This is a genomic window from Microcoleus sp., from assembly GCF_041354475.1.
Classification (GTDB): Bacteria; Cyanobacteriota; Cyanobacteriia; order Cyanobacteriales; family Microcoleaceae; genus Microcoleus.
In genome coordinates this window covers 30,023-51,949 of the sequence record NZ_JBGJZU010000046.1, presented here as the reverse complement: position 1 = coordinate 51,949, position 21,927 = coordinate 30,023, and the positions used below count along the sequence as shown (strand labels likewise).

Sequence of the window (21,927 nt, the reverse complement as noted above, 5' to 3'; positions counted from 1 at the left end):
ACAAACGTTGGTTACACTTCTTCATGTTGTTCGTACCTGTCACAGGCTTGTGGATGAGCTCTTTGGGTATCGTCGGTTTAGCATTAAACCTGCGGGCCTATGACTTTGTATCCCAAGAACTTCGTGCTGCAGAAGATCCTGAGTTTGAAACGTTCTACACTAAGAATATTCTGTTGAACGAAGGTATTCGTGCTTGGATGGCTCCAACTGACCAACCACACGAAAACTTCATCTTCCCAGAAGAAGTTCTGCCTCGTGGTAATGCTCTGTAAGCATCGCAACAGCTAGAAACAAATCAGCTATTTTAACAAGCTGCAAAAGCTCCTGTCTGCTGGCAGGAGCTTTTTGTGTGAAGGAATTAAAGTACGATCGAAAATATTGCCCTTAGCTGCAAAATTTTTCACTGAATCGGTTCACTTCTGATTCGTTGTGTTATCGTATTAATTGTGCATACCGGAATGACACTCAGAACGCAGGTTCTTCTAGTATTGCTACCAATGGGTAGCACACAAATCCTCATACTTAATCTCAGATTAAGATGAGGTGCGTTCACATAGTAAGCAATTTAGCTAAACTTGGAGGTGATGCCCATGATAGAAAGTAGTAAACGCATGGGTCATCAGATTGGAAACTACCGGCTGTGCGCCGGGGCCGCTCACTAGCAGTCAGCCGTCGTTCCCCCCAGGAAGCGACTTCCATCGGGAACCAGGCTTAGTTAGGGAATCTCCCGGCAGTCAGGTTCTAATCTGAAGACCCGCTAGACCGCTCTCACCCCAAATAGTGTTAAAGTTTAAGTGTCAAAACTTGGGCTTAAATACTACTGGTGAGAGCGGATAGCTTTTGGTAAAATTTTCCACAGGCGAGCAGCATCCCAAGGTAAAAAAAATGAATTCACTACTGAAAGATACTGAAATTCAAGCCCGCGCCAGTCAATTGTCAGGTTGGACAGTTGAAGGTGATAAACTCCGTTGTACCCGGAAATTTCAAGATTTTATAGCAGCGATCGATTTTGTGAATAAGTTGGTCGCACCCTCAGAAGCCGCAGCACATCATCCAGATATAGAAATTTCCTATAATAAAGTCACAGTTAACTTGACAACTCACGATGCAGGAGGCTTAACTGAGAAAGACTTTGCACTAGCTAAAGAGATTTCTTCACTAAAATAAAAGCTTTACCGCTCACCACAAAGGAGCCACAGCATCTAGTGATGGTCTCAAAAGCCGAAATTTCACCAATAAAACATCGACTCTGGGCTAGAATCAGAGGTGAGAAAGTCGAGATGCAAAAAGTCCCATGTATTCAAGGCTATTCGCCATCCTCCGACCATGATCGTATTTGAAAAGCCAGAGTTATTGAACGAATCTGCTGAAAGAACTGAGCTGATAGAACAACTTTTGGATATTGGTGCAGCTCTTTCGAGTGCCCAAGATTTAGGGGGTTTATTAAACTTAATTTTATCCAAAAGTAGGGAAATTACCTACAGTGATGCGGGCAGCGTTTACTTAGTAGATCACAGTGATGAAACATCTAAATTGCTGTTCAAGGTAGCTCAAAACGCTTCTAAACCGAGACTGTCGTTTAAGGAGTTTGCGCTCCCACTAACAGACAAAAGCTTGGCGGGCTACGTGGCAATTACAGGCGAAAGTTTGAACCTGTCTGATGCCTATGACTTGCCGGCGGGTGTGCCCTATCAGCTAGATACGAGTTTTGACAGGGATATTAACTATCGTACTTGCTCTGTGATGGTGCTGCCGATGCAAAACCGACAGGGGGAGACTATAGGTGTACTGCAACTGATCAACCGCAAAACCAAAGCAGAGACGGTACTGACAGCCGAAAATGCCTGGGAATCGACCCAGCGTTATTCGGAGTGGGAAGAAAGGATAGTTCGATCGCTCGCTTCTCAAGCAGCCATCTCGATCGAGCGCAACCAACTACAAGAAAGCATAGAACACTTGTTTGAGGGTTTCGTCAAGGCCTCGGTGCAAGTAATAGAAGCCAGAGACCCCTGTACCTACGGCCACTCAGAGCGAGTAGCAGCCCTGACGGTGCGCCTTTCAGAAGAAGTAAACAGCACTAGCAGAGGATGGCTGCGTCCTATTTACTTTAACCATCGCCAAATTCAAGAAATTCGCTACGCAGCCCTGCTGCACGACTTTGGCAAAATCGGAGTTCCAGAAGCAGTTTTAACCAAGCAGAAAAAGCTTTACCCCTCACAGCTAGAAATCATTCGCCACCGTTTTGCCTTAGCTCAGCGGACCATGGAAATGGAATGCGTGCAATCCAAGTATAAATACTTACTATCCCATTCAGCCTACCGCAAACATCCTAGTGAAGAACCAGGATGTCTTCAATGCCAAGAAATAGAACAGCTAGATACGAAGCTAGCAGAGGCAAAAACTAGATTGGCAGAATACTGGGAAGTGCTGCTAGAAGCTAACGAGCCTCACATTCTGGCCGCCGAACCTCTAGCTCAACTGCGAGAACTTGCTCGACAAACTTACAGAGATATAGACGGTGAAATTAAACCCCTGCTAGACCAAGATGAAATCTTACAATTGATGGTGTCCAGGGGCAACCTGACGGTGGTAGAACGAGCAGCCATAGAATCTCACGTAACTCACACCTATGAGTTTCTGAAACAAATTCCTTGGACAAAAGATTTAAAAAATGTTCCCGAAATTGCCTACGGACATCATGAAAAACTCGACGGTACAGGGTATCCTCTAGGTCTCAAACAGTCGGAAATTCCAATTCAAGCTCAACTGATGACGATCGCCGATATTTACGATGCCCTGACAGCCGGGGATCGCCCCTACAAGCGGGCGCTACGTACAGAAGCAGCCCTCAAAATTTTGCGACAAGAAGCAACTCACAATAAAATCAATAGCGATTTGTTACAACTGTTCGAGCACCGACAAGTATTCAGCGTCCTCGGACACAATTTGGATGTCGATCGCGTCGAATCACTCTAGACGATAGTGCCAAGGAGTGCTAAAAAGTAAATATACTAGCTGTTGCTTGCTCAACAGTTAATCGGATTTGAAATCTGAGATTTGAGATTGGAGATTGCACCAGTCCTGAGTCTGCGAAGGCATGAATCAGGCGCAAACATACCAAATCGTTTTCGGTCATTCCGAAAAAAATTAACAGAAAAAATCAAAATTTTGGTCTCGTTTTAAAGTATGCTATGGGGGCAACTACTGACCACATAGAACACTAGACAAGATTCCAAGATTCTTTGTAATCGGTGTGAGGAGGAGAGTAAATATGTCGAAATTTTTGTGGAGTTATCTACTGATCAGTCCAGCAGTCTTAGGAGCTACCCTAGTAGTTTCTTCGAGCGCGATCGCAGCAGACGCTCAACCCGCTGCTGACGCAACTGTGGCTCAAACTGCAAAAACTGCCATCGCTGAAATCTCCGAAGCCAAGCTCAATGCTTTAGCCGCCGTTCCTCAAGGAACAGCTATTGAGACAATTGAAGCAATTTCCCAAGTTCCTGGCGACGAAATTGAGTCCCCAAAGGTAGCCACTGATGCTCAGGCTGCTACTGACAATGCGATCGCAGCCAACACAGCCACAGAAACCGCAAACCCCAAAGCAGCATCAGAAGCGGTAAGTGCATCTTTAGCAGCAGTTGAACCCACAGTTGTTGAGCAACTAGCAACTTCGGCTGTAGAAGCAGCTCAACCAGAACAAATCAGCGCCACTCAACCAAAAACAACCATTCCCTCAGTGGTAGAGTCGGCACAACCCAGTTTGCCAAAACCCGCTGAAGCTGTAGCTCAAACCGCAGCACCAGCAACTTCAAACCCCAACGCTACACTAGAACAGCTCAGCCAATACAGCACCGAAGGTGCAGCAGAATCTGAAACTCAAGGTCAAGTGACCTCAGTCTCTCAGCTTTCCGACGTGCGCCCCACAGACTGGGCATTCCAAGCACTCCAATCCCTAGTCGAGCGCTACGGCTGTATCGCCGGCTACCCTGATGGCACTTTCCGTGGCAACCGGGCCATGACCCGCTACGAATTTGCCGCCGGTTTAAACGCTTGCTTAGATAAAGTTAACGAACTAATCCGAGCAGGTACGACCAACTTAGCAACCAAACAAGACTTGGCAGCCCTCCAACGGCTCCAAGAAGAATTTGCAGCGGAACTAGCAACCCTGCGCGGCCGAGTAGATGCCTTGGAAGCTCGGACATCCGAACTCGAAGCCAACCAATTCTCCACCACTACCAAACTGACTGGGGAAGCAATCTTCGCCCTCAGCGACGACTTTGGTGGTAGTGCAGGCTTTTTTGGCAGAGACCGCAAAAGAATCGGCAGCAACAACAACGAAGCTGTATTCCAACAACGGGTACGTCTCAATTTAAACACGAGCTTCACTGGCAGAGACTTGTTGCTGACCAGGCTGCAAGTCGGCAACGGTCGAAACTTTAACTTTGGGGCTACCAGCGAAGGGACTCAAACTTGGAACGTAGTCGGCGGAACCAGCAACGTTTTTGCCCTCGACAGCTTGCTGTACAAGTTTCCCGTCGGCGATCGTTTGAACGTTACCCTCTCAGCCAACGCAGGCGTTTGGGACGACATCATGCCCACTGTCAACCCATACTTTGAAGACTTTGACGGTGGTAACGGGGCATTAAGCGCCTTTGGACAACGGAACCCGATTTATCGCCTCGGTGGCGGTGCCGGTATCGGCTTTGATTATGCCTTCGGCGGCCGGGGATTGCTCGGTGGCGTGTTCGGCCCGACTTCTCTTTCTTTCGGCTACTTGGCATCCAATGCCGCCAATCCTAGCAAAGGTGCGGGTTTGTTCAACGGCGACTACGCAGCCATGGGGCAGTTGACTTTTACCCCCGGACGCAATTTGCAAGTTGCTCTCAACTATAACCACGGTTACTTTAGCAGAGGTAACTTTGGGTTTGACAATGGTTTGAGCAATGGCTCCGGTAATCTCGGCGGTTTCACCGGCACCGGTGTGGCTAACTCCCTGAACGGCTTGAGTGACGGTTTTACAGGCTTCCGCAGTCGCAAAGTTGTCAGCAACTCCTACGGCGCTCAGGCTTCGTTCCGACTCAGCCCCAGGTTTATCGTTGGGGGCTGGGGTGGTTTAACTAATGCTCGCATTCTCGGTATCGGTGATGCGAAAATTTGGAACTACGCTGTCACTTTGGCTTTCCCCGATTTAGGGAAAGAAGGCAACTTGCTGGGCTTTGTGCTTGGTCGCGAGCCTTATTTGGATAAACTTGAGGCTGCATCTAGTTTGCGGAACTTCAGAAATGATACTTCGTGGCACATTGAAGGCTTCTACAAGTACCAGCTTACAGATAATATTTCTGTGACTCCTGGGGTAGTTTGGATTACTAACCCTAATCAAGATAAGGGTAATGATGACATCATCATTGGTACTCTCAGAACTACTTTCACTTTCTAGGAACAGCTTCTAGAAGGCTGGATGGGTGATGCTCTTTCGCCCCAGAGGTCTCAAATTTTAAGTTAGCCCTGCCTGTGGCAGGGCTTCTTGTTGGGAGGAATCAGGAAGTCAATAAACTCTAGTGGAGAACCGGAGTATAATCAATAGTGGGAAGTTAGAATTTTGAACTCAAAATCAATACTTGCGATCGCTTCTGATACCAAATCCTCTCTTCATCGTCCTGTATTAAACTCTCTCTTCTCTTCCTTCGCGTCCTTCGCGCCTTCGCGGTTAAATCATTCCGATACAACCGGAATTGATATGACTTCGGAGTTGCAAATTATGGTATTTTAAAGTGAAATTATGGTGGAACTATCCTGTAAAAGCGAATATGCGATCTTGGCTTTGCTGGAGTTGGCCGATTGCTACGAGGAAGGTGAACCGCTGCAAATTCGCCAGATAGCGACTCAGCAAAATATCCCCGATCGATATTTAGAACAGTTACTCGCTACGATGAGACGCTGTGGTTTAATCCGCAGCCAGCGAGGCGCTAAGGGAGGTTATATTTTGGCAAGGGAACCCTGGAAAATTACCCTCCTAGAAATTGTCAACTGCCTCGAAGGTTCGGATTTTGAGCGATCGGAAAAAGACTCCCCTGCTCAAACCGTAGAAAGTGCCGTAATTTGGGAAGTTTGGCAAGAAGCTCGCTCCATTGCTAACTCCGTTTTACAAAAATATACCCTGCAAGACCTGTGCGAAAAACGCAATGGCAGACGACAGCTCAATATCATGTACTACATCTAATTACTAATAGTTGATAAAAGTTAATAGGGATTAACAATAATTATAAGTTAAGTAGGTAGCTCTAATTAAAGGTAAAATGCTCTGGTGTTAGAGTCCCAACTTATTAAACAAGTCTAGACTCTGGGTATTATGTTTTTTTAGGTGGGTTTACCTCAGAATTTACCATTAACCACAAACTGACAAAGATTATGCGTATTGCTCGTGACATTACAGAATTGGTCGGCCGCACACCTTTGGTGCAACTCAACCGCATTCCCCAAGCCGAAGGGTGCTTAGCTCGGATTGTGGTCAAACTCGAAGGCATGAATCCTGCTGCCTCTGTCAAGGACCGTATTGGCGTGAATATGGTGAATGCAGCCGAAGCAGAAGGGCTGATTACTCCAGGGACAACGGTGTTAGTGGAACCGACTTCTGGCAATACTGGCATTGCTTTGGCCATGGTGGCGGCGGCTAAGGGTTATAAGTTGATTTTGACAATGCCTGATACGATGAGCTCGGAACGTCGATCGATGTTACGAGCTTACGGGGCCCAATTAGAATTGACTCCAGGAATTGAGGGCATGAGTGGCTGCATCCGTCGCGCTCAAGACATTGTGGACAAAACACCGAATGCTTATATGTTGCAGCAGTTTCGGAATCCCGCTAACCCCCAGATTCACCGGGAAACCACAGCGGAGGAAGTTTGGGAAGATACTGATGGCGAGGTGGATTTCTTGATTTCTGGGGTGGGCACCGGCGGTACGATTACAGGTATTTCGGAGGTGATTAAGTCCCGAAAACCTGAATTTAAGACGATCGCCGTTGAGCCGGCTAACAGTCAGGTACTTTCCGGTGGTAAGCCTGGACCTCACAAAATTCAAGGTATCGGTGCTGGTTTTGTGCCACCGGTCTTGAATGTGGATACGATCGACGAGATTGTAGTTGTCAGCGATGACGAGGCGATCGCCTACGGGCGTCGCTTAGCCAGAGAAGAAGGACTGTTGTCTGGTATTTCTAGCGGTGCAGCCTTGTGTGCGGCCTTGAAAATTGGCAAGCGTCCTGAAAATGCAGGCAAATTGATCGTGATGATTCAGCCTAGCTTTGGCGAACGCTATCTGAGCACTCCTTTGTTTCAAGATCCAGAACTTAATCTGGCGGTGGCTGTCAACTAGAGCTATCCGCTAATCACTGGACAAAAGTGGACAAAGTAGCCAGTCTAAGCCTTTAACTAGGCTACGTTAGCAGGGTCACGACACCTACGGGTGCTTTGGAGCCTGGAGCTACTGTCGCCGGAGATTAAACATCTTTATTTAGCTAAGGAAGTGTCTCCGGCACGACAAGCCTCGCTAACATTGACGAGGAAAACATAACCTGAGTAATCAGAGGACTTTTATGTCTAACTTTGTGTTCGTTCTAGATACCAACAAACAACCGCTTGATCCGATCGCGCCTTAGAATCGCCACAACCAAGAGCAGGGATGAGTGCATCTCAAGGAGTGCAAATATATTCGTATGATGCTCTAGCATGACCGCTGTAAATCTCTGGTTATCACTAATAAATTGTCTGCGGTCATGCTTCGCCTATGCAAAGTCGGGATGCTCCCGCAGGGCATACTATAGGCTTCCTGCTTGCCAACTATAGCAGTCGCCTTAACCATTAGGGCGATTGCTATATCAATCGGCTCAAACTACAAATAAAAAACGTCCAAATGAAACGTAGCATCAGGATGGTAAAACTTGCCTTGTTCTGACGCAGAAAAATCATACTCAGATTTCATAATTTTCTATCTTGATAAGATTGTGTTTCAGTGAAAGTAGCTTTCCGAGCGGAAATAATCCGAATGATGCAGGAGGAGCTATCAGTTTGTTCAAAAGTATGAACAACAAGCCTGACAATGCCTGTTTCATCTAATCCTTATGAATTAATTTTTAACTTCCTGAAAAATTTTATAATATTCGCAAATTATTTCAATAAAAATATCCCCTTCTAACCGAAAATGACTCAAAGAAGATAAATCTAAATTAGCCGGGAAATTGAAAGGATAGGACAGGGAAGATAAGAAAGTTTCGGCATTTTCTTCAAGTTTTCTGAGTTTGACTTCTCCTACCCAAAAACAGTAATTTTCATCATCGGAATTGATGGGGCGAGAAATCACTAGGTGAAGAATGCGATCGAACTCGATCGCAACATCTCCGACTTCGGGGCCAAAGGTGAAGTCTAAACGCAAGCCAAGATTTTGAGGGCGAAGTGAAACCCCTACTAAATCGGCACTTTTTAAGTCTTCTAAAAAGGTTTTGAGGTTGAGTGCGATCGCGGTTGTCATAGAATCACTTTTTCTCCGGTATTATGTGTCTTAGCCCCTGGTTCAAATTTTATTTGAGTTCCATCTCGATTGTATCTACGACGGTAAATTTTGCCATCCGTCGCGCGTATTTTTGGCCCTGTACGGACTATTTCACCATTTGGTCTAATATTAATTATACTGCCATCTGGGTGTTCAAAGCTTTGATAGCCACCTTTTGTGCTGGTTTGAAATAGGAAGCCGTAACTCTCCAGTATGGCGATCGCTTCTGATAAGGTTTGTCCTGTCAAATCGGGAAGTTGTTGTGCGGCTGGATTCATTGGTTGTGAATGGGAAAGATTTTGAGCGATCGCCATGATTGATTATAAAACGGGCGATCGCCCTTCTGAATTATTAGAAAGGGCGATCGCTCTTTTTTTACCGCAGATGGACGCTGATGAACGCGGATGTAGGAAGGGATCTCGCTCGTTTGAATTATCTTGAGAAAGAGCGATCGTTCAAGGATTAATAGAAACCACATCCCCAGCATCATTAATCCGAACTGCGGAACCTGCTGGCAGCGACGATATCATAGTGCTAACTTGTCTCATTAAAGGTACAAGATGGTCGGGTCTCGTACTGCTAGAATCTAACACCAAAATTGTAATAGCACGACTTGCTAGATTTTGTTGATAGGGAAGATTTTTATCAGCGGTGATAAAAACATCAAAAGGATGATTCTCCGATCGATCCAGAATTTCCCTGTCTTTTAGCCCTCTCCACCCCATGTCATAAACATTGCTGACGGAATGACCCTCGTCTAAGAAAGGCTGCTTCAGTTTTTGACTCAAGAGATTTTCATCAAGCAATATAAGCATTGGAATCACTTTCTAGCGATAGCATCATCTTAGTTAGATTTTCTAGCACTTTAATTGCCTGACTTTCTAGGTAAGGAAAATCATTGATAAATTCTGCGAAACCGCTTTCACCTTCCAGGTAGTCGAAAAAAGTCTTTAATGGGACGCGGGTATCGACAAATATGGGGACACCGCTCATAATTTCTGGGTCGCGGTGAATAATTCCTTTTCTTTGCAATAATTCTTCTATTTTCACGGGCTTTACTCCTTTATATCAAAAGAAGTGGGCAAGTCTAGCTGTAACTGATGAGTAATTATATCATAAATTTAGCCGAAGCGAGATCCTTTCTGAATCGGGCTGAGAAAGGGCGATCGCTCTTCCCAATTTCTGATTACAAAATTACAGGTTGTGTGAGACTTGACAAAAAATGGCAAAATCTGCCATAATTAAGATAACGAGTTAACTGAGGTAAGTAATACCCGTGACAAGCATGAATATTTCTCTACCTGACTCAATGCGAACTTATATAGAAGCACAGGTAGCTCAAGGTGGTTATAGTACAGCTAGCGAGTATTTCCGCGAGTTAATTCGCCAAGACCAAAAACGCAAAGCTTCAGAACGTTTGGAAGCGATGTTATTAGAAGGTTTGGAATCAGGAAATCCAACCGCGATGACTGAGGAAAATTGGATGGAGATTCGTCAAGCTGTGCGATCGCGTATTTCCCAGAATCAGGGGTTGCAGGGAGAAAAATGACCTCGCTCCAAAAACGTCCGCAAGTTATCGGTGATTTAATTGAATTAGCAACTTACGTTAAAGTAAGTGCTATGTAGTCATTAAAAAAGTGAAAAATAATATGAGTATCGCCCAAAACCCTGAAACAAAGCTGATGGAAAAAATCCGTAGTTTACCGCCAGATAAAATCACGGTATTAGAAGATTTTATCGACTTTCTATTAACCAGAAGTGAAGATCGTCTTCTCGTTTATACTGCGACTAAACTCTCAGAAGCAGCTTTTGCTAAAATTTGGGATAACCCAGAGGACGCGGAGTATGACGAGTTATAATTTTGGTGATGTGGTTTTAGTTCCGTTTCCTTTTACCGATCAAACTACAAATAAAAAACGTCCAGCAGTTGTGATTAGTTCTGACGTTTATAATGCAGAATATCCCGATCGCATTCTTATGGCTATAACGAGTCAAGTTGGCAGTAGCCCGAAAGTTGGTGATATCATCATCGCAGATTGGCGATCGGCTGGGCTTTTAAAAGCTTCTCTGATTAAGCCTGTTATTACGACAGTTGAGAAACAACTGATCCTCAAAAAATTGGGAAGGCTTCAAGATGTAGATATCCAGTCTCTGAAAGAGGGATTGATTGGAATTATAGGTAATTGTTGAGCGATCGCCTTTCTGGATTATTAGAAAGGGCGATCGATCTTCCCCATTTTCTGAAGAATAGGGGTCATGCTGCTTCCAATTGTAACCGACGTTCTACTCGTTCGTATTCATCTTCTAACAGCCAGAGTTTAGCTTCTTGATAATCTGAACTGGAAAATACAATCTGATAATTTTGAGCAGGATCGTAGACACAGCTATTACCTGAACTGTCACCGAGTAAAATTAGGACGTAAGGTGGTGAGGCTGTCGGATCTACCCATAATTCTGTGAATTCCCAGTTATCGGCTAGGTTTAGTTCTGGGGATGACATGATAACTACTGACTGTTGAGATGTATTTGTAACCGTTTTTGTTTAACTTGTCGATGCTCTTCGTCTAATTTGGCAATAACTTCTTCTAATTTACAACCTAGTTCTTCCATTTCCAAACGACTGCGACGTAAGTTTGCAAGGAGTCGTAAATCGACATCTGGAGGTGGCATATATCCTGGTTCGTTCATCATAATCTCCACTCAATCTTAATTTCTTCAATGCTGCGTTCCCATGCTGGAAGTCTGGCTTGGGTATAAGTAATTACTTCTGTCATCAAGCTTAGCATATCAGAACTTGCTGTGGGTTGTGCATTAGCCAAGCGTCGTTGCAAAGCGTGAAAATTGGGAAAACCGCTCATCTGCTTGCTGTGCTACATTTTTTAGCTGATCTAAATAGTCAATTGTTCTGTCGGTTTCTCCAAATTGCTCAAAGAGAGTGTATTCAGCTTTTGTAGCATCATCGATAATATCCAATAATTGCCGTTTTAAGCGATCGATGGTTTCGGCAATTTCGATGGGCAGTTTTGCCATGTCTACTTGTGTGAGATGTACGCTATAGATTTTAGACTAATAGCGTACCAGAAATGACTAATATAGGTTGGATTTTGCGTATTTCTGTTTTTTGTTAGTTGAATGCAAAAATAAGAGCGATCGCCCTTCTGAATTATTAGAAAGGGCGATCGTTCTTTTTTAACCGCAGATGGACGCGGATTAACGCGGATGCAAGAAGGGCGATCGCTCGTTTGGTGAATTATGGGCGATCCGACCCTATTTGCTTTTGGAGAATTCTACCAATTTTGATTCCTGAAGACGTTGCGATAATAGGCAATCTTCAAAGCTGAAAGCTTCTGAGTCTAAAAAACTCGCAATCGCCATTTCGATCGCAGCTTCGAGAGAGCATTCTAGTTGCGTAGCTTTTTCTATCAGGGCGACTTTCACATAGTCCGGCAAATGGGTCATCAGCGAATGAATAGCGGATGGTGGCAAGTGTTGGATGTTGAGGGTATGATTCATTGTTCTCTGGGAATTTTAACGTTGTAGGGAGGATTTGTAGCTTGCAGGATGAGGGTTTCTAATTCATATAATAACCCTGGTTTTTGCCATTGGTTGAGGGTAACGAAGGCGATCCTCACATCATCAGGATCGTAGCGATCGAGCCAGCCCCAGAGAAAGGCTTTGTGACCACCTCGGAGTCGATCGCGGAGGTTTTTGTTTTTGGCTTTGCCGATGTAGAGTAATCCTTGAATGCGATGTCGAAAGGCGTATAAACCTACTCTAGCAGGAATTGTGTCGAAGTCGTGGCTGAGGGGATGGCACCGATCGAAGGGGGTAAAGGTGAGAGTGCCCTTGAATTTGGCGGGCTTCTTGCTGGATGGGGTTGGTCATGAAAATTGGGAGATGGAAGCGGTTATTCCATCCTACAAGTAGAAGCGATCGCCCTTTTGATGAACTCCAGAAAATGGCGATCGCGACTGCATTTCAAATCGAGGGAGATCGCTCTTTTCGGTACTTATTAACTGAGCGCTAAGGGTTGTCTGACCAATTGTTCGACAACTAGCGATCGACAAACAGCTTCAATTTTGTTGTTTCCCCCAATCTCAAATAACAAATGCAGCCACTCATGGGAAGAAAGAGATAGATTTTCTAACCAAGGAGAGGGAGCAATTTGCCCCCAGCCGACAATTGTACCGAGGTTCGCAGGCTTTTGATTTAACTCATTAGGATTTGGGTTGAGTTGTACGTCAAGTCGAATGCAGGTTTTGAGAATAATGTTTAAAAATTGGTCATTGGTAGCAACTTCAGAAGTAGAATTAGTGGGATTTAGTTGCCAATAGTAGTTGAGATTGAGGACATAATCATAGGGAAATTGCCACCCCATCGATAGCAATTCTGATTCGGTAAAATCGTATTGTTGCCAAATTTCTTCAAAGTTCATAATCTGACGAATAAATAGGTTTAAGGGAGCAGAATAAAGTGGGTGTCTCCACGACTTCCGGGTTTTCCTGATGCGTTTAGGGGTTGTTCTGCGGGTGCGCCGCCTCCTGGGCCATTGTAAACACGAGCATAGGATAAACCATCAGGTTGAGTCATAATTCTGACACTATATTGAGTGTTTGGGCTTGTCCAAATTGTACCCGCACCGCTTTTTGAGCCTCCTCTAGCTGGAGTGGATATCTAACCCGAAGTAGTAAGTTCTGTTTCAAGGGTGATTTTATCGATTCCACTGACAAGGAAATTGAGAACATCTGTGACAGCTAGGATGTTACCTGATGACATAGTTCAGGGAAGTTGGGTTTTGGATGGGGGTGTATGAGCATTGGTAGAGCGATCGCCATGATTGATGAATTATGGGCGAGATCCTTTCTGAATCTGAGAGAGAAAGGGCGATCGATCTTTATTTCTTGAAAGTTCATAGTTTCTCAAAGCAACCGAGTTTCTAACCTACTCAATACTTTGAATTAATTTAATGTTATTCCTCAGCCATTCATTGACCAAAACTTGAACATCAATATTTTTATGTTCAGCAATTTTAGTCACAAACTGCTCGACATCAGCTTCGAGATAAATCGGATAATGAAACGTAGCATCAGGATGGTAAAACTTGCCTTGTTCTGACGCAGAAAAATCATACTCTGATTTCATAATTTTCTCTCTTGATAAGTTTGTGTTTCAGTGAAAGTAGCTTTCCGAGCGGAAATAATCCGAATGATGCAGGAGGAGCTATCAGTTTGTTCAAAGGTATGAACAACAAGCCTGACAATGCCTGTTTCATCTAAACCTATGGTAATCCATCTGTCTTCATCTTGACTGTGTTCTTCATCATAGATTGTTAATTGATAAGAATCGCGGAAAATAGTTGAAGCCAAACGAAAACTTAATTGATGCTTGCGAATATTTTGCTTTTCTTTGGCTATATTCCAATCAAAGTTATAATCCAAGGGTATCGATCGTGAAATTAATGTATAAGCAAATTATAGCCTGACTTATGAGTTGATGCAATTCGGATAGTTGAAAAAGGGCGATCGCTATTCAAAAACAAAGGGCGATCGCTCTTCTGATTATAAAACGGGCGATCGCCCTTCTGAATTGTTAGAAAGGGCGATCGCTCTTTTTTTACCGCAGATGGACGCAGATTAACGCAGATGCAAGAAGGGCGATCGATGTTGTTGGGTAACGGATCTCGCTCTTTTACTTACTGAGCATTTTCTTGCTCTAAAAGTCGATCCAGTTTGTTTTCAATTGTGGTTAGCTTTCTCAGAACAGTTGGACGATCTTCATCTAGAGAAGTAAGTAAGTTAGCAATTCCTGACTGAATGTTAATCAATTGCACGACAGCATTTTGTAGTTGTACCATTCCTTCTCGAAGTTCCTGTCGTTCGAGTCTTGATTCTGCCATGTTATCTAACATAGCTTGAGTTGCCCTAGCGTTGCTTTCTATTAGTTGCTTCAGTTCTTCATCGCTCATGTCGATCGCTGTTTGTAAATCAGATACTACTTGAGATTGTAGCAGATGAAAAGGGCGATCGCTCTTCTGATTATAAAACGGGCGATCGCCCTTCTGAATTATTAGAAAGGGCGATCGCTCTTTTTTTACCGCAGATGGACGCAGATTAACGCAGATGTAGGAAGGGCGATCGCACTTTTGATGAATTATGGGCGATCGGCTTCCCGATCCTCTAAAACTGGTATCCTATAGCTTAGCATTCGGGTTAGATCGAATATTTTGCTGTTGCTGCATCTGCCTCTCTGATACATCTGTCACCCAAAAAAATCTTTGTTTTTCAAAATTATAAACTACCGGAATAGCAACAACTAATGCGAGCAAGAACCCGGCAGTGTGCAGAATTCGGTCATATTGTTCTTTGGTCATATTTTTTACCTATGAAATGATTATTCTAAGGCTATCGACATTGACTCAAACTATGCTACTACCTATAACAATCGGGGTGATGTTTACTATGACCAGGGGGAATACACTAAAGCTTTGAATGATTATTCTAAGGCGATCGAGCTGAATCCCAACTATGCTTCTGCTTACTACAATCGGGGATTTGTATACCGTGACCAGGGGGAAAAAACGAAGGCTATTAATGATTATTCTAAGGCGATTGACCTGAATCCAAACTATGCTACTGCCTACTACGGTCGGGCTAGTGTCTACTATAAGCATGGAGACAATACGAAGGCTATTAATGATTATTCTAAGGCGATTAACCTGAATCCCAATTATTCCAATGCCTACTACTATCGGGGTGTAATCTACCATCAACAACTGGGCGAAAAAATGAAGGCTTTGAATGACTATTCTAAGGCGATAGAGCTGAATCCCAACGCTAATGCCTACGCCGGTCGGGGTGATATCTACCGTGATCAGGGGGAAAAAATGAAGGCTATTAATGATTATTCTAAGGCGATCGATATTAGTCCTAACTATGCTGCTGTCTACGTCAGTCGGGGTAGTGTCTACTATGACAAAGGGGAAAAAACGAATGCTTTTAATGATTATTCTAAGGCGATCGATATTAATCCTAACTATGCTGATGCCTACTACAACCGGGGTGGTGTCAAATCTGCTATTGACGACAAACAAAGTGCAATCGAAGATTACCAAAAAGCCGCTGATTTGTATAAGCAACAAGGAAAGACAAGTGATGAGCAAAATGCTATTTACTACGTGAAAAAATTATCTGAACAGTAGCAACCAACTGAGAATAATCATACCTTCAGATGACTCACCAACTGCTGAAAAGTATCAATCGGAATCGCCCAACTCAAAGCCTCCATCTGCCGAAAAACAGCCTGAGAAGGCACACTCCCATCCGCCAACTTAAACACATCAATTCCCCCCAAAGGATATTTCGATTTGCCATTAATCCCCACCAACTTGCCAGAAATATCCAATACAGGCCCGCCACTCATCCCCTCGGCAATATCATTAGTGTAACCAAGTTGGTATCCACTCTCCAGGGATTGATCCGGCAACATTCCCACTTTCCCACTCGTTAACTTAAAAGCTTTTAGCCCCCAATTCCGAGTCTTCTCTATAGACTCTGAATTAATCCAATGCCAATTCGGAAAACCCGCAGCATAAACCCCATCTCCCACCGATAGCTTATTTGAATTTCCGATTTCCGCAACTCGATAGGATTGAGAAGTGGTAAACTGCACCAAAGCTAAATCTACTTTACCAAACTGAGTTGAACGCAGCCATTTAGCAATATGCGTCCGTCCGTCGGCTGTCAATACTTGATAAGTTTTGTCCTTATTATCAGCTACCACATGATTGTTAGTCAAAACAGTATAAGTTTGGCCTTGATGTTGAATAATTACGCCGGAACCGGAGACAGAATCAGATAAAATTCTGACAGTGACAAGATTTGCAATTTCTGAAACTTGCTGGTTAATTGGTTCGGAGATAGCAGGAGGTGTGGTTGACAAATGTTCGGGTGTTTCTCGCGCTAAACCGTTCAATATGCCGGTTAGTAGCAGTGAGATTGCTAATATTTGCCACAGCCCGTAGGGACACGGCAATGCCGTTTCCCTACATCCCCTAGGAGACGGCAATGCCGTTTCCCTACATCCCCTAGGAGACGGCAATGCCGTTTCCCTACACTTCGTAGGACACGGCAATGCCGTTTCCCTACATTTCATAAACCTGGAATAGGCTGTATCTTTGATTTTTCCAGTAAAGTGTGAAAATAGGCTCATAATTATACCTCATTCGCTGATACTAACAGTTTCATATACTGATATAATTATTACATTAAATGCTTCTACACCAACTACTCATCACCTTTAGCCAAAGTTGAACAATCTAGAAAAAGCCATCAAATTAGTAGAGGACAAAATCTCCGGGTGCGAAGAAATCATCCTCGACTTATTTGGCGGTTTAACTTCCCAAGTGACCGACGCTATCAATTATGATATAGGCGCAGAAGAAGGTATCCGGGGCGATGTTTCTCAACTCCTAGAATTTTTTCCACCCAACAGCGTCAGCGAGATTATCGCTAGCGGCCCTCAAGCCTTCTTTCTGGAACAAGCTGCTATAATATTAAAATCAGGTGGACGAATTTATATCAACGCTAACAGAAGCAATCCCTTTGCAAGATTGCCTGATGCAGATACTTTAACTCGCCTTCGCCTGCGCGTCATCCTAGAAAATGGCAATCTTGAACCTCGGTTTGCCAACCAACAATTTTTTCGACAAATACCTAGGCCTGATGGCAGTTATAATATCCCGCTACCGACTATCCGCACAACTATTTTGGAGAAGGAAGCATGACAATTATTCAAAATAATTTCGATCAACTTTATACGATCGCCACCGATTACGATCCGCCGATCGCCCTTGATGATAAAATGGTAATTCCGACACGCAATCTCGGCATTATTCCAGGACATCCGCTGAATTCCTCGCCACAGGAAACTATCTTTATCCCCAAATGCTGCTTAGTCTTCGAGGGAGTCAAAAAATCCGTTCGCGAACTCTGGCATTATGTTGCCGAACCCCCTGAATCCGGTCACTTCAAAGCTGTGGAACCTTCAATTTTGATTGTCGATGGCCCGTTTCCCGATATCACCGAACCAGTAGAGTCTTTTTTCATAGAAGGAGTAATGCTGGTTCCCCATGCTTGGGTGAGTTGGGAGATTGAAAGTGTGTCGTTTTATCTGGAATTGGATAGTACAAATTCAGATAATTTAATTGAAAAAGAGTTGATTCAGGTGAATTAGATTCAAGTTAAATTTTAGTGGTAAATTCCACATAAGATCCGACTCATTTCACTTCTTGCTTTTGCAACAACAATGCAGGCAGAGGTTCGCTATCAAAATCAAGCAACTCACCAGCCACAGGCAGCGATTCATCATTTAGTTCTTGGCAAGAAACGGCTATTACCCTATCAAAACTATCGTCGCAGGGGAGGATGACTTCATAAACAAAACCATCCTCAGCAGTCAAAAAAGCATCTCGCAGATCAATACTTCCAGACCGAACCCGTTTAAACCGACCTATAGACATGGGAACATAAAGCCATTTTCCCATTTCTTTTGTTTGGCTTGCCCAAACGGCAAGAAATATCTGTTCTGACGCATTTCGGCAAGCAAATAGGCACGGTACATCGTAATATTCGTACACTTCGATAATTTCCAATTTGCCTAGATGAGTAGACTCTGGAAGCAGGCTCATAGCTATACCTGGATCGCTCACGTTAACAGATGATATCGTTTCCGGCTGCATCGGAATGATTTAACCGCAGAGAACACAGAGGACACAGAGGGAGAGAATAGAGATCTGAATCATTCAGATGCTACCGGATTTGATATGACTCGGCGGTTGAAACCGCGTCTACAAAAACAAAGTCCGCCTGCGCGGACTAATAAATAAGTAATTTTGCCTAGTTGAGTAGAATTCCTACTTCCCCTTACCCTTCCCCAAAAACTCCCGCAGCCGCAACAAACTAGCCGTTTGTCCCAAATTCAGCGGCAGCAGCGACACTCCCTCCAACCGAGACTGCACCCAACCTTCGCCCCAATACCACTCGTGAAATCCGTCAATTCCCTGACTCAATAACAGGCGCAGACAATTCGGCTCAGCAATATCAACATGGTGCTCAACGGCCACCGGGCCCAGCCAACTTGTAAATGTCAAACCTTGAGTAAATTCTTCTGGTAAGCCTTTAGATAACTGTTGCGGCCACAGCCACTGCTGCAATTGAGCTGGACGCAGTAAGCTATCCCGAATCGCTGTTTCCGAAGCTTCAAGCTCAATCCGCAGGTTGCTTTGCTGAAAATTACCTAGCATAAGAAAAATTTTAGATATAAGTGCAAGTAATTTAAATGTAACTGATTGCATTGGTTCTCAGTTCCACCATTCGTGTGAAGTAGGGGCGGGTTTTACCAACCATCTCTAACTCTCACCAACAATTAAAATAAACCCGCCCCACCCCACTAAAAATCCCCAATTGACATTATTGGTGCAACATCTCAGCCGGGGCGGGTTTATGAGATTGTTAGTTTGAGGCGCTGATGGTTGGTAAAACCCGCCCCTACGACTTTTTGACAATAGCTCGATCGCACATCACAGTCCATTCCTCTTCCAAATCACTGAAAAATTTAATAAATTACCTCAAATATATCCCCCAAAACTTGATTTTCGTATCGAACTGTTAAGCTCTGTTGCATTTCGTTTAAATCTACCCTCCGTAACCCCACCGCATCGAAAGTCCGTGATACCATCACACATGAATAATGCCTATAGAAAAAAACTGGGGAGAAAAACTTTGACACTAAGGGTTGCAGTAGTAGGTTCAGGCCCTGCGGGTTCTTCCGCCGCCGAAACACTCGTAAAAGCAGGAATCGAAACATACCTATTCGAGCGCAAATTAGACTACGCCAAACCCTGTGGTGGGGCAATTCCCCTGTGCATGGTGCAGGAATTTGACTTGCCGCAAAGCATTATAGACCGTCAAGTCAGAAAAATGAAGATGATTTCCCCCTCCAATGTTGAGGTGGATATCAATATTGAAAACGCCCACGAATACATCGGTATGTGCCGCCGGGAAGTGCTCGATGGCTTCCTGCGCGATCGCGCCGCTTCCTTGGGTGCCAAACTGATTAATGGCACTGTTCATAAATTAGAGATTCCCGCCAACAATACAGACCCCTACACACTCCACTATGCCGACCACTCCAACGGCAGTGCCATGGGAGTTCAGAAAACTCTGAAGGTGGATTTGGTGATTGGGGCTGACGGTGCTAACTCCCGCGTAGCCAAGGCGATCGATGCTGGTGATTACAATTATGCGATCGCCTTCCAAGAACGCATCCGCCTGCCGGAAGATAAAATGGCTTACTACCACGACTTAGCCGAAATGTACGTTGGCGATGACGTCTCTACCGACTTCTACGCTTGGGTATTCCCCAAATACGACCACGTAGCCGTCGGTACCGGCACGATGAAAGTCAATCAAGCCAGCATCAAAAAGCTGCAAGCAGGAGTTCGCGCCCGCGCTGCCAAAAGACTCATGGGCGGTGAGATTATTAAAGTGGAAGCTCACCCCATCCCCGAACATCCGCGTCCCCGCCGGGTTGTCGGCCGAGTTGCTCTCGTCGGCGATGCCGCCGGTTATGTTACCAAATCTTCGGGTGAAGGTATCTATTTTGCTGCGAAGTCTGGCCGGATGTGCGCTGAAACTATTGTGGAAATTTCCAATAAAGGCGCGCGTATTCCTACGGAACAGGAAATCAAGCTTTATTTGAAGCGGTGGGATAAAGCTTACGGGATTACTTACAAGGTGCTTGACATTTTGCAACGGGTGTTCTACCGTTCTGATGCTACTCGCGAAGCTTTTGTGGAAATGTGTGCCGATCGCGATGTGCAGAAACTCACATTCGATAGCTACTTGTATAAGACTGTAGTGCCGGCAAATCCTTTCATCCAAATGAAGATTACTGCGAAAACTATTGGTAGTTTGTTGCGCGGTAATGCTTTGGCGCCTTAACTAATCTAACTCACTTTGTATAAAAAAGCGGGCAGTCACCAGGCTGTTCGCTTTTTTTTAGAGCGAAGATTAACGAACCGCGAAGGCGCGTTCGGCGAAGCCGTTCCCGTAGGGTAGGGCGCGAAGGAAGAGGAGTCGATCGTTACGTTAAGTAAGTCCACCTAATTAAATGCAAGATCCAAATCGCTCAAAAGCTTACTGGCTTGCTATTCTTCCTTCTTCATTCCCCCCTTGGGGGGGGCAGGGGGGGGTTCTTCTTCCTTCTTTCTTCTACTTAATATAGGCGAGTGTTTCAAGGGGGTCTAGCGGTATTGGCAGATTTTGCAAATTAGGAAAAATTTTTTACCAATTCTATTGAGAATTATTAGCATTTGCGTTATGCTCTAAAAAGACGCAGCTCAGAGTCCCGACTTCTGGGTGAGAGCGCCGATCCGCTACTGAATCAATCAGATTCCGTAGTCCGAAAACTGCCCTAAATGCTTCCTGAAAGAGCCGGAAATCTCCAGAAGGCAGAAAGAAAGCGGCTATGCTGACAGCGAAGTTTTTCAGGAAGGGCTTTGGACAATTCTTAATTTTTTGCTAAATCTAGCTTTTAACTTCTGTCTGATGTCACTCAGGGACGATGCTTAATGCAAAAAATTAGTGTTGTCTAAATTTAGGAATAGAGTTAACCATTGAGGAATAATCATGTATACGTCTTACAAGCAAGTTTCAGAGTTTAGCTTAGAGGGAGAAATACTGAATCTGATTATTGAAGATGGTGACAAATTAAAGTATTTGCGAATTGGTAGCGATCGCGGAGTAGAATTTCTGGTGAAACTTTGCAAGGAATTGCGGGCTTCTGTATCTATGGTTTTAAAGCCCGGATTGAGAGTTGAAGTGGCTGGACAGAAACAGCAAAACTTGAAAAATGGCAAAGTTAAGCTCAAAGCTTATAGCCTGAAACTTTCAGACAGCAAGCATCATCCCTCGCAGCCAGAGGTAGACACCAAGCATACATCTGTTGGGATTCTGATACCCGATCGCGCGATCGACTCTCCCACATCCTCTCCAACCACGCCAACTCCGGCAAAAATCTCAGGCAAAATATTAGTATGTCAAAAATCTGACTGCCAGAAGCGCGGCAGTGGTGCAGTATGTAAAGCTCTGGAAAATGCTTTGAATTGTAGCGGTTTAGCCGGAGAAGTTATTGTGCAAAAAACCGGATGTCTCAAACAGTGCAAAGCCGGACCGAATATAGTTGTGATGCCAGACAAAACTCGCTACAGTCGCATCAAACCTGCGGAAATTCCAGCCATCCTTGATAAACATTTTGCAGTTGTTAAAGATTAGAGCGATCGCAGATCGCAACAGGTGCATCTGTGTTTTGCAAATATATTCGTAT

The 21,927-nt window shown here is 44.4% G+C and carries 35 protein-coding genes and 2 pseudogenes; 18 read left to right on the top strand and 19 right to left on the bottom strand.

The genetic code is table 11. The annotated features are described in order from the left end of the window. From ACBR23_RS17670 to cysK, 6 genes and pseudogenes are all read left to right on the top strand, one after another. Window positions 1-272, top strand: a pseudogene (locus ACBR23_RS17670) (photosystem II D2 protein (photosystem q(a) protein)); the annotation flags it as partial. 613 nt (window positions 273-885) lie between these two features. After that, window positions 886-1,167, top strand: coding sequence for a 4a-hydroxytetrahydrobiopterin dehydratase (locus ACBR23_RS17665; protein ID WP_341734911.1), 282 nt, complete (start codon window positions 886-888; stop codon window positions 1,165-1,167). Window positions 1,168-1,326: 159 nt separating this feature from the next. Continuing rightward, a complete protein-coding gene (locus ACBR23_RS17660) occupies window positions 1,327-2,976 on the top strand; it encodes an HD domain-containing phosphohydrolase (RefSeq protein WP_371114430.1) in 1,650 nt (549 codons plus the stop codon). A 295-nt stretch (window positions 2,977-3,271) separates the two neighbouring features. Next, on the top strand, window positions 3,272-5,437 hold the full coding sequence (locus ACBR23_RS17655) for an iron uptake porin (protein ID WP_371120072.1): 2,166 nt from the start codon (window positions 3,272-3,274) through the stop codon (window positions 5,435-5,437). 342 nt (window positions 5,438-5,779) lie between these two features. Then, a complete protein-coding gene (locus ACBR23_RS17650) occupies window positions 5,780-6,220 on the top strand; it encodes an Rrf2 family transcriptional regulator (protein ID WP_340525700.1) in 441 nt (146 codons plus the stop codon). Window positions 6,221-6,408: 188 nt separating this feature from the next. Next, window positions 6,409-7,371 (top strand): cysteine synthase A, encoded by a 963-nt coding sequence (gene cysK / locus ACBR23_RS17645; RefSeq protein WP_371120071.1) that lies wholly within the window; start codon window positions 6,409-6,411, stop codon window positions 7,369-7,371. 750 nt (window positions 7,372-8,121) lie between these two features. Here cysK and ACBR23_RS17640 read toward each other — a convergent pair. Together ACBR23_RS17640 and ACBR23_RS17635 are read right to left on the bottom strand one after the other, a co-directional pair. Continuing rightward, a complete protein-coding gene (locus tag ACBR23_RS17640) occupies window positions 8,122-8,523 on the bottom strand; it encodes a hypothetical protein (RefSeq protein ID WP_340524389.1) in 402 nt (133 codons plus the stop codon). Further along, complete coding sequence (locus tag ACBR23_RS17635) at window positions 8,520-8,822, bottom strand: PASTA domain-containing protein (protein ID WP_371114427.1); 303 nt, start codon at window positions 8,820-8,822, stop codon at window positions 8,520-8,522. Before ACBR23_RS17635 ends, ACBR23_RS17640 begins: the two co-directional genes overlap by 4 nt. A gap of 34 nt (window positions 8,823-8,856) precedes the next feature. Between ACBR23_RS17635 and ACBR23_RS17630 the strand changes: the two genes are divergently transcribed. Beyond that, on the top strand, window positions 8,857-8,985 hold the full coding sequence (locus tag ACBR23_RS17630; RefSeq protein ID WP_371114426.1) for a hypothetical protein: 129 nt from the start codon (window positions 8,857-8,859) through the stop codon (window positions 8,983-8,985). Window positions 8,986-8,999: 14 nt separating this feature from the next. Here ACBR23_RS17630 and ACBR23_RS17625 read toward each other — a convergent pair whose 3' ends face one another. Together ACBR23_RS17625 and ACBR23_RS17620 are read right to left on the bottom strand one after the other, a co-directional pair. Continuing rightward, entirely contained in the window at window positions 9,000-9,359 is a 360-nt protein-coding gene (locus tag ACBR23_RS17625) for a DUF5615 family PIN-like protein (RefSeq protein WP_371114425.1), read from the bottom strand. Next, entirely contained in the window at window positions 9,343-9,594 is a 252-nt protein-coding gene (locus ACBR23_RS17620) for a DUF433 domain-containing protein (RefSeq protein ID WP_371114424.1), read from the bottom strand. The genes ACBR23_RS17625 and ACBR23_RS17620 overlap by 17 nt, the downstream gene beginning before the upstream one ends. 235 nt (window positions 9,595-9,829) lie before the next feature. Between ACBR23_RS17620 and ACBR23_RS17615 the strand changes: the two genes are divergently transcribed. From ACBR23_RS17615 to ACBR23_RS17605, 3 genes are all read left to right on the top strand, one after another. Further along, window positions 9,830-10,093 (top strand): type II toxin-antitoxin system ParD family antitoxin, encoded by a 264-nt coding sequence (locus tag ACBR23_RS17615; protein ID WP_293178653.1) that lies wholly within the window; start codon window positions 9,830-9,832, stop codon window positions 10,091-10,093. A 100-nt stretch (window positions 10,094-10,193) separates the two neighbouring features. Continuing rightward, a complete protein-coding gene (locus ACBR23_RS17610) occupies window positions 10,194-10,403 on the top strand; it encodes a toxin-antitoxin system, antitoxin component, Xre family protein (protein WP_333223953.1) in 210 nt (69 codons plus the stop codon). Beyond that, entirely contained in the window at window positions 10,390-10,734 is a 345-nt protein-coding gene (locus ACBR23_RS17605; RefSeq protein WP_371120069.1) for a type II toxin-antitoxin system PemK/MazF family toxin, read from the top strand. Before ACBR23_RS17610 ends, ACBR23_RS17605 begins: the two co-directional genes overlap by 14 nt. 64 nt (window positions 10,735-10,798) lie before the next feature. On the opposite strand, the gene ACBR23_RS17600 is transcribed toward ACBR23_RS17605, so the two are convergent. The 6 genes from ACBR23_RS17600 to ACBR23_RS17575 form a co-directional block, all read right to left on the bottom strand. Beyond that, on the bottom strand, window positions 10,799-11,044 hold the full coding sequence (locus ACBR23_RS17600) for a hypothetical protein (protein WP_371120068.1): 246 nt from the start codon (window positions 11,042-11,044) through the stop codon (window positions 10,799-10,801). Window positions 11,045-11,049: 5 nt separating this feature from the next. Next, window positions 11,050-11,235 (bottom strand): hypothetical protein, encoded by a 186-nt coding sequence (locus ACBR23_RS17595; protein WP_371114418.1) that lies wholly within the window; start codon window positions 11,233-11,235, stop codon window positions 11,050-11,052. Further along, complete coding sequence (locus tag ACBR23_RS17590) at window positions 11,232-11,363, bottom strand: hypothetical protein (RefSeq protein ID WP_371114417.1); 132 nt, start codon at window positions 11,361-11,363, stop codon at window positions 11,232-11,234. Before ACBR23_RS17590 ends, ACBR23_RS17595 begins: the two co-directional genes overlap by 4 nt. Then, complete coding sequence (locus ACBR23_RS17585; RefSeq protein ID WP_371114416.1) at window positions 11,356-11,574, bottom strand: hypothetical protein; 219 nt, start codon at window positions 11,572-11,574, stop codon at window positions 11,356-11,358. The genes ACBR23_RS17590 and ACBR23_RS17585 overlap by 8 nt, the downstream gene beginning before the upstream one ends. A gap of 237 nt (window positions 11,575-11,811) precedes the next feature. After that, a complete protein-coding gene (locus tag ACBR23_RS17580; RefSeq protein ID WP_371120067.1) occupies window positions 11,812-12,057 on the bottom strand; it encodes a hypothetical protein in 246 nt (81 codons plus the stop codon). Beyond that, on the bottom strand, window positions 12,054-12,272 hold the full coding sequence (locus ACBR23_RS17575; RefSeq protein WP_371120075.1) for a hypothetical protein: 219 nt from the start codon (window positions 12,270-12,272) through the stop codon (window positions 12,054-12,056). The genes ACBR23_RS17580 and ACBR23_RS17575 overlap by 4 nt, the downstream gene beginning before the upstream one ends. A 155-nt stretch (window positions 12,273-12,427) precedes the next feature. Here ACBR23_RS17575 and ACBR23_RS17570 point away from each other — a divergent pair, with 155 nt between their 5' ends. Next, on the top strand, window positions 12,428-12,571 hold the full coding sequence (locus ACBR23_RS17570; protein ID WP_371120066.1) for a hypothetical protein: 144 nt from the start codon (window positions 12,428-12,430) through the stop codon (window positions 12,569-12,571). On the opposite strand, the gene ACBR23_RS17565 is transcribed toward ACBR23_RS17570, so the two are convergent. From ACBR23_RS17565 to ACBR23_RS17550, 4 genes are all read right to left on the bottom strand, one after another. Continuing rightward, window positions 12,557-12,979, bottom strand: a complete 423-nt coding sequence (locus ACBR23_RS17565; RefSeq protein WP_371120065.1) for a hypothetical protein — start codon at window positions 12,977-12,979, stop codon at window positions 12,557-12,559. The two genes, ACBR23_RS17570 and ACBR23_RS17565, sit on opposite strands and share 15 nt — an antisense overlap. A gap of 20 nt (window positions 12,980-12,999) precedes the next feature. Continuing rightward, window positions 13,000-13,134: a hypothetical protein gene (locus ACBR23_RS17560; RefSeq protein WP_371120064.1), complete on the bottom strand. Its 135-nt coding sequence runs from the start codon at window positions 13,132-13,134 to the stop codon at window positions 13,000-13,002. Window positions 13,135-13,485: 351 nt separating this feature from the next. Then, window positions 13,486-13,686, bottom strand: a complete 201-nt coding sequence (locus tag ACBR23_RS17555; protein ID WP_096829431.1) for a hypothetical protein — start codon at window positions 13,684-13,686, stop codon at window positions 13,486-13,488. Continuing rightward, window positions 13,683-13,982 carry a BrnT family toxin gene (locus ACBR23_RS17550; protein ID WP_371120063.1) on the bottom strand — a complete coding sequence of 100 codons (300 nt, stop codon included), beginning with the start codon at window positions 13,980-13,982 and terminating at the stop codon, window positions 13,683-13,685. The genes ACBR23_RS17555 and ACBR23_RS17550 overlap by 4 nt, the downstream gene beginning before the upstream one ends. 70 nt (window positions 13,983-14,052) lie before the next feature. Between ACBR23_RS17550 and ACBR23_RS17545 the strand changes: the two genes are divergently transcribed. Continuing rightward, window positions 14,053-14,181, top strand: coding sequence for a hypothetical protein (locus tag ACBR23_RS17545; protein ID WP_371120062.1), 129 nt, complete (start codon window positions 14,053-14,055; stop codon window positions 14,179-14,181). Window positions 14,182-14,236: 55 nt separating this feature from the next. Here ACBR23_RS17545 and ACBR23_RS17540 read toward each other — a convergent pair whose 3' ends face one another. Both ACBR23_RS17540 and ACBR23_RS17535 read right to left on the bottom strand, forming a co-directional pair. Further along, a complete protein-coding gene (locus ACBR23_RS17540; RefSeq protein ID WP_371114410.1) occupies window positions 14,237-14,509 on the bottom strand; it encodes a hypothetical protein in 273 nt (90 codons plus the stop codon). A gap of 225 nt (window positions 14,510-14,734) precedes the next feature. After that, complete coding sequence (locus ACBR23_RS17535; protein WP_371114409.1) at window positions 14,735-14,914, bottom strand: hypothetical protein; 180 nt, start codon at window positions 14,912-14,914, stop codon at window positions 14,735-14,737. Between the two features lie 27 nt (window positions 14,915-14,941). Here ACBR23_RS17535 and ACBR23_RS17530 point away from each other — a divergent pair. Continuing rightward, window positions 14,942-15,592: pseudogene (locus ACBR23_RS17530) on the top strand (tetratricopeptide repeat protein); the annotation flags it as partial. Further along, the gene (locus tag ACBR23_RS17525) at window positions 15,566-15,742 is read left to right on the top strand and encodes a hypothetical protein (protein ID WP_371120074.1); all 177 of its coding nucleotides are present in this window, start codon (window positions 15,566-15,568) and stop codon (window positions 15,740-15,742) included. The pseudogene ACBR23_RS17530 and the gene ACBR23_RS17525, both read left to right, overlap by 27 nt. Window positions 15,743-15,759: 17 nt before the next feature. On the opposite strand, the gene ACBR23_RS17520 is transcribed toward ACBR23_RS17525, so the two are convergent. Beyond that, the gene (locus tag ACBR23_RS17520; protein WP_371120061.1) at window positions 15,760-16,752 is read right to left on the bottom strand and encodes a serine protease; all 993 of its coding nucleotides are present in this window, start codon (window positions 16,750-16,752) and stop codon (window positions 15,760-15,762) included. Window positions 16,753-16,849: 97 nt separating this feature from the next. Here ACBR23_RS17520 and ACBR23_RS17515 point away from each other — a divergent pair, with 97 nt between their 5' ends. Both ACBR23_RS17515 and ACBR23_RS17510 read left to right on the top strand, forming a co-directional pair. Then, on the top strand, window positions 16,850-17,326 hold the full coding sequence (locus tag ACBR23_RS17515; protein ID WP_371120060.1) for a hypothetical protein: 477 nt from the start codon (window positions 16,850-16,852) through the stop codon (window positions 17,324-17,326). Next, window positions 17,323-17,775, top strand: a complete 453-nt coding sequence (locus ACBR23_RS17510) for a hypothetical protein (RefSeq protein ID WP_371120059.1) — start codon at window positions 17,323-17,325, stop codon at window positions 17,773-17,775. The genes ACBR23_RS17515 and ACBR23_RS17510 overlap by 4 nt, the downstream gene beginning before the upstream one ends. 43 nt (window positions 17,776-17,818) lie before the next feature. Here ACBR23_RS17510 and ACBR23_RS17505 read toward each other — a convergent pair whose 3' ends face one another. Further along, window positions 17,819-18,280 carry a DUF6575 domain-containing protein gene (locus ACBR23_RS17505; protein WP_371120058.1) on the bottom strand — a complete coding sequence of 154 codons (462 nt, stop codon included), beginning with the start codon at window positions 18,278-18,280 and terminating at the stop codon, window positions 17,819-17,821. 174 nt (window positions 18,281-18,454) lie between these two features. Then, complete coding sequence (locus tag ACBR23_RS17500) at window positions 18,455-18,844, bottom strand: hypothetical protein (protein ID WP_371120057.1); 390 nt, start codon at window positions 18,842-18,844, stop codon at window positions 18,455-18,457. A 478-nt stretch (window positions 18,845-19,322) separates the two neighbouring features. Between ACBR23_RS17500 and chlP the strand changes: the two genes are divergently transcribed. Next, the gene (gene chlP, locus ACBR23_RS17495) at window positions 19,323-20,543 is read left to right on the top strand and encodes a geranylgeranyl reductase (protein ID WP_341736468.1); all 1,221 of its coding nucleotides are present in this window, start codon (window positions 19,323-19,325) and stop codon (window positions 20,541-20,543) included. A gap of 687 nt (window positions 20,544-21,230) precedes the next feature. Continuing rightward, a complete protein-coding gene (locus ACBR23_RS17490) occupies window positions 21,231-21,875 on the top strand; it encodes a (2Fe-2S) ferredoxin domain-containing protein (RefSeq protein ID WP_341736469.1) in 645 nt (214 codons plus the stop codon). Window positions 21,876-21,927 lie beyond the last annotated feature (52 nt).